This is a genomic window from uncultured Metabacillus sp., assembly GCF_947503125.1.
Classification (GTDB): Bacteria; Bacillota; Bacilli; order Bacillales; family Bacillaceae; genus Metabacillus.
The window spans coordinates 1-4,763 of the sequence record NZ_CANNCR010000114.1 but is presented as its reverse complement, the minus strand read 5'-3'; the positions used below and the strand labels follow the sequence as shown (position 1 = coordinate 4,763).

Sequence of the window (4,763 nt, the reverse complement as noted above, 5' to 3'; positions counted from 1 at the left end):
TGTCGGTAGCAATTAAACTTTGTCACCGACACTTACGTTTCCGAATTCACCGTCATTAATAATGACTCCTGACAAAATATTTTGAAAATCTTTTGAAATGTTCCTTTTATTATAAATATCTCGCTTTAAGTTTAATAAGTTTCTTCTTAATTGTTCATCATCTACTTTTTGAATTTGATTATACAAATCATTACTAATTTCATCGGTAAGGCTCTCAAAGGAAAAATTCCTATCTTTTAAATCTTCCATTATGTTTAATGTTTTGTTCATTCTTAAATTATTTAAGCTACTTATTGATATTGGAGATATTCTAGTTATAATATTTGGAAACACCTTAATCATAAATATATCAACCTTTCAAATGTTTACAAAAATGGATGGTGATTGTGATTATTATCATAAAAACCAAAATTAAAATGATATGAGTTTGTCATAAAAACCTTTGCAACTGATAGATTAGAATCTATTTCTTTTAATATGGAAGGTGTTAAATCTACCATATAAATTTTTCTGTCTAATTTCTTCATCTCTTCTACTAGACTATAAAATAGGCTGCTCAAACCTTCACTTTGTTTTTCTTCTATCCACTTTTCAAGAGCATTGTATTTTGATTCATTCTCATAAGGAATACTTTTTATAAAAGAAAACTGACCTCTTACTTTCTTTTGTAAATAATAAAGAACATGATCTTCCATATTTTCAAATTGATTAGTTTTATTTAAATGGTAAATTCTTTGTTCTTGTTGTTGATTTAATTTTTTAAAATTTAAAAAACCAGTAAATAACTCCAATAAAGCACTTTCAACTGCATTTTCAGGTGAAAATCCTGATCCTAAAGAATTTAGTTGTCCATTCTTCCAAGAGAGATGGACCCAAACTGTAGTTATGATTTTTATATTACTTGTAGATATAATATGTAAATCACAATAATTTTCTTTGAAAAATTGAATAAGGCTCATTATTTTTTTATTTTTATAAAAAAATTGTAAAGACCATCTTTTTAAATTTTCTTTTAAATACCATGCCTTTAATCCATAATCTCTCTCAAGATATTCTTTTATAGCGAAGAAAGTTGCTTCCTCAATACTCCCACCTATAGCTGTACCATTTGAAGTTGTAGAATAGAATCTATTCTCACCTTTATTTTTTAATGTTATATCATTTTCTATTAAAACAAGTTGTTCAGGAATCATCACATTTTCTCTTGTCGATAATTCCAATCCAGTTACCCATCGATAATATAAACTTTCATCAAAAACATAATTGGTTTTGATCAGTTTGGATGGATGAATTGCATATGTTAAGTCTTTGTATGGTTTCATTATATTATTTGACGTACCAATATTTCCGTTTAAGGAAAGTCTTTCTAGCGATTCAAGTAAGGATACATTTACTGCATTTTCTTTTGTAAAGCTTCGCCCTATACCATATGAATTGTATGAGCCTTTAATTTTTACTCGACTTATATAAATTTCCTTAAATTGGTAAATTTCAGGTGAATCGAAAAGACTATAATCACCCACTGGGATACTTAATACTAGGTTATTAACCATTTCATCATTAAATTTTCGAATACCTTCCTGTTTTAAAGATGTACTCTTATGTATTGGAAATTTACGCCTGTAAAGCTCTTTACAGTTAATACAAAAAAACGAAGGTAACAACTTTAGTAGATTCACCTTCATATTCTTTGATATTTCTAGGACATACTGAAAATTTTTATTACTGCTAACTTTTAATATTTTTAATATAATCTCGTCTAAAATGTTTATATTAAGGAGATTTTTATTTGATAAGGGCAACTTATCTTCATAAAAATCCATACATTTTGGACAACCTATTTTATTAGCGGAAAATGAGGAAACCCTTAAACCAGATTCACTTTGTTCAATTAATATTACATGGTTAAAAGTTCCGGCAGTTAGAACTTGCTCAAAAAACCATTTATTTTCAAAGGCTTCATAAAAAATTACCAAAGTAGCATTTTTTTCTTTTATTTCATTTAAATTGTTTATAATAGGAAATCTAGTAAGTTTTTTTAATTGTCTATTAAAATCAGAGTTGTTTACTAAAAAATAAACATTTTTCAAATTAGATCGTACCTTCCGGTTTTTTATTAAAACTATTAAAAAAATTGAAAAGGAGCCTTTGATCCCATTTGAATTCACTAAATATTATGTAGTTCTAAGGTGTGAAATTTTAATATTCTTATTAACCTTATGCAGAGCAAGTAAACCAAAAATAAGGGAAAATAGGCATAGTTGAACCAACAGAAGATGCCCCTTCAGCAGCTCCTGTAGTTCCCCCTAGATCAAGAGCTTTAACCTCATCAAATGACATTTCATCTTCAAGATTTTCTAACACATTGAAATCTAATTTTAATTCCACAATTATCACCTCATAATTTTATTTAGGATCAAAGGCTCCATCGAATATTGCTATTCGATAGATATATAGTAACATAATTTTCCTTTTATTTGTTAATTTTTAGTAAAAATTATTGTAAATTTTTGGATTCATCAAATATTTTAGTTCAATAGCCTTTCATAAATTTATGTCATTATTACTTATTATCCAAAAAGATTTTAATTGCTCTAGCTATTCATTCTGCCCATTGCATTGTGCTTTTACTAGTGTTGCTTTAACTTAACATTGCGTACTTTATTAAGTTGATACTTCCGCCAATTTCCACTGTTAAATACTAGTTCAGTTAGTAATCGCTGAATCTGTTCTTCATTTTTTTTTTTTGCGATTTTCTATTTTGTCAAACTCTACAATTAAAGTAGTGAGAGAACGTTGATCTGGACGTGAATTTCTAATATATATTGGATTTCCACCATTTCTTGTAATGCAACGGTGATTTTGTTTTCTGTCTAACCATATTTTCTTTTTGCCATAAGTCACCTCCGCGAATAAGAATCAAAAAATAGGAAAAATCCGTTATTATCCCATAACAAGAACTTTTTTACAATGTAAACAACTTTTTTTCTATGGTACATATAACTGGTCTCCTCGCGAAAACAATGCAGAATTCAGTACAAATTACTTTAATTTCCCCTCCGTATCTGCAATCACAGCAAATAAAAAAAGCCGATTCACCCGCTCCTTATCGACTCTCATCGCTAGAAGGGGTGCTCTCGGCATCAACTTGCATTACTCATAAATTGTGATTGCCATATTTTATAATCTTTTGTACTAGCATTCCAACTTAACCAAGATACCATAATTAGTATGTTATCGTCATATACAACCCAGTACTCCCACCGTTTTTTTTGTATATTTTCATATACCCCAGTTTGCCTAATGAATCGCATATCTTCTCCCCCTAATCCAATAACATAATAAAACGAAGTAAAGATTAGAATACAGAATCTTGGAATCTACTATCGAAATTAAACTTATTATAATATTCTTTATTTTTTGTAAATTTCCTCCTTTTTATTAAAAGTTACTCTTAACATTTTTTCACCAATTTCAAACGTTAATCTGGTATTCGATTCCGTAGTTTTTTCTCTTGAAACAACATTTAAGCGCTCTTGTTTTTAAATAATTTTTGAAAATATAAAATTTGTTTTTGTATGTGCTAACGACTGTAATCCATCAATAAATTGCTCGGCATGGTCAAATGATTGGAAATGAACTTTTAACATAAAGCATGCATTACCAGCAATTCGATAACAAAATTCAACATTTGAGTTGTGACATATTTTCTTTTTAAAATCCTCATACAGATTATTTTTGATTGTTGCCTCGATTATTGCTTCAATTGGAAATCCTAATTTTTTCACATTGAGTTCAATCGAATAACGTTTGATGATTCCTTGATCTTCTAATTGTCGAACACGTTCTCTTGTAGCTGGTGCAGATAAATGAATACGTCTCCCCAATTCACTCATCGATAAGCGACTATCTTCTATCAATTCTTTTACAATCATTTCATCAATGAAGTCCATTTACTAAAATCCCTTTCTAATCTGAAATTAATTCACTATAAATACCTTTCATCCGATATGTAAAACATTTTTTCTTTATTTTACAATATTCGTGGGAGGGATGATAATGACACTGATTCCATTTCATGAAAGAGGAGACACACCATTTCAACAATTACTAGGATATAATGAGTTAATTCTAAAATACTGGAATAATCTTGGTGATGAGCTGGAAAAAGATGGACAACTATCAGCGAAGCTAAAAGAAGAAGTTCGACGTACACTTGCACAAAAAAATGGCTGCCTTTATTGCAAAGCAAAAGGAAAACCAAATCCGATTGATTACGATGAAAAAACGGCGATATGTACCGGGTTTGCTGAAGCCTTTCTCATAAGCAAAGGACAAACTTCTCCAAATGTAACAGAAGTTTTAAAAGAGTATTTAACAGATGCAGAAATAAGTGAGCTGATTGCTTTTATTTGTTTCACAACAGCATCACAATATTTTGGTGCATTAATGCAATTAGCAGAGAAACAAAATACGTAGAGCGACCTTTTGAGGATACTTCTTGAATCTTTAGCCATGATTTATAAGCTACACCAATTCCTGAGTCTCGCCCTGCTTGAATCCACTTCTCAATTTTTGATTTTCTTTTAGACACAAAAAACACCCCTTTAGATAATCATATCCAAAGGGGTAAAGCTTCGTAACTTTTTTACAAACGTCGCGACTTTATTTTAAACTCACTCTTTTTGTTAAATTAGAATAAAGTTTGCAGAAGCGCGGAATCACGTTCACCCCTTACCACATATGACTTCAAAGGCATTACC

5 protein-coding genes are annotated in these 4,763 nt (G+C 29.7%); 1 reads left to right on the top strand and 4 read right to left on the bottom strand.

What is annotated here, in order from left to right:
- Nucleotides 1–12: 12 nt before the first annotated feature.
- From Q1B07_RS26055 to Q1B07_RS26040, 4 genes are all read right to left on the bottom strand, one after another.
- Nucleotides 13–342, bottom strand: a complete 330-nt coding sequence (locus tag Q1B07_RS26055; RefSeq protein ID WP_299095542.1) for a hypothetical protein — start codon at nucleotides 340–342, stop codon at nucleotides 13–15.
- Between the two features lie 23 nt (nucleotides 343–365).
- A complete protein-coding gene (locus Q1B07_RS26050; protein ID WP_299095545.1) occupies nucleotides 366–2,090 on the bottom strand; it encodes a YcaO-like family protein in 1,725 nt (574 codons plus the stop codon).
- Nucleotides 2,091–2,217: 127 nt separating this feature from the next.
- Nucleotides 2,218–2,388: a hypothetical protein gene (locus Q1B07_RS26045; protein ID WP_299095548.1), complete on the bottom strand. Its 171-nt coding sequence runs from the start codon at nucleotides 2,386–2,388 to the stop codon at nucleotides 2,218–2,220.
- 1,154 nt (nucleotides 2,389–3,542) lie between these two features.
- Nucleotides 3,543–3,953, bottom strand: coding sequence for an Lrp/AsnC family transcriptional regulator (locus Q1B07_RS26040; protein WP_299095550.1), 411 nt, complete (start codon nucleotides 3,951–3,953; stop codon nucleotides 3,543–3,545).
- A 106-nt stretch (nucleotides 3,954–4,059) separates the two neighbouring features.
- Between Q1B07_RS26040 and Q1B07_RS26035 the strand changes: the two genes are divergently transcribed.
- Complete coding sequence (locus Q1B07_RS26035) at nucleotides 4,060–4,479, top strand: carboxymuconolactone decarboxylase family protein (RefSeq protein ID WP_299095553.1); 420 nt, start codon at nucleotides 4,060–4,062, stop codon at nucleotides 4,477–4,479.
- The last annotated feature ends 284 nt before the right edge of the window (nucleotides 4,480–4,763 follow it).

Bases quoted from the DNA above. Each gene is read 5' to 3' on its own strand.
- Q1B07_RS26040 (WP_299095550.1), bottom strand. From the start codon at position 3,953: ATGGACTTCATTGATGAAATGATTGTAAAAGAATTGATAGAAGATAGT.
- Q1B07_RS26035 (WP_299095553.1), top strand. From the start codon at position 4,060: ATGACACTGATTCCATTTCATGAAAGAGGAGACACACCATTTCAACAA.
- Q1B07_RS26055 (WP_299095542.1), bottom strand. From the start codon at position 342: ATGATTAAGGTGTTTCCAAATATTATAACTAGAATATCTCCAATATCA.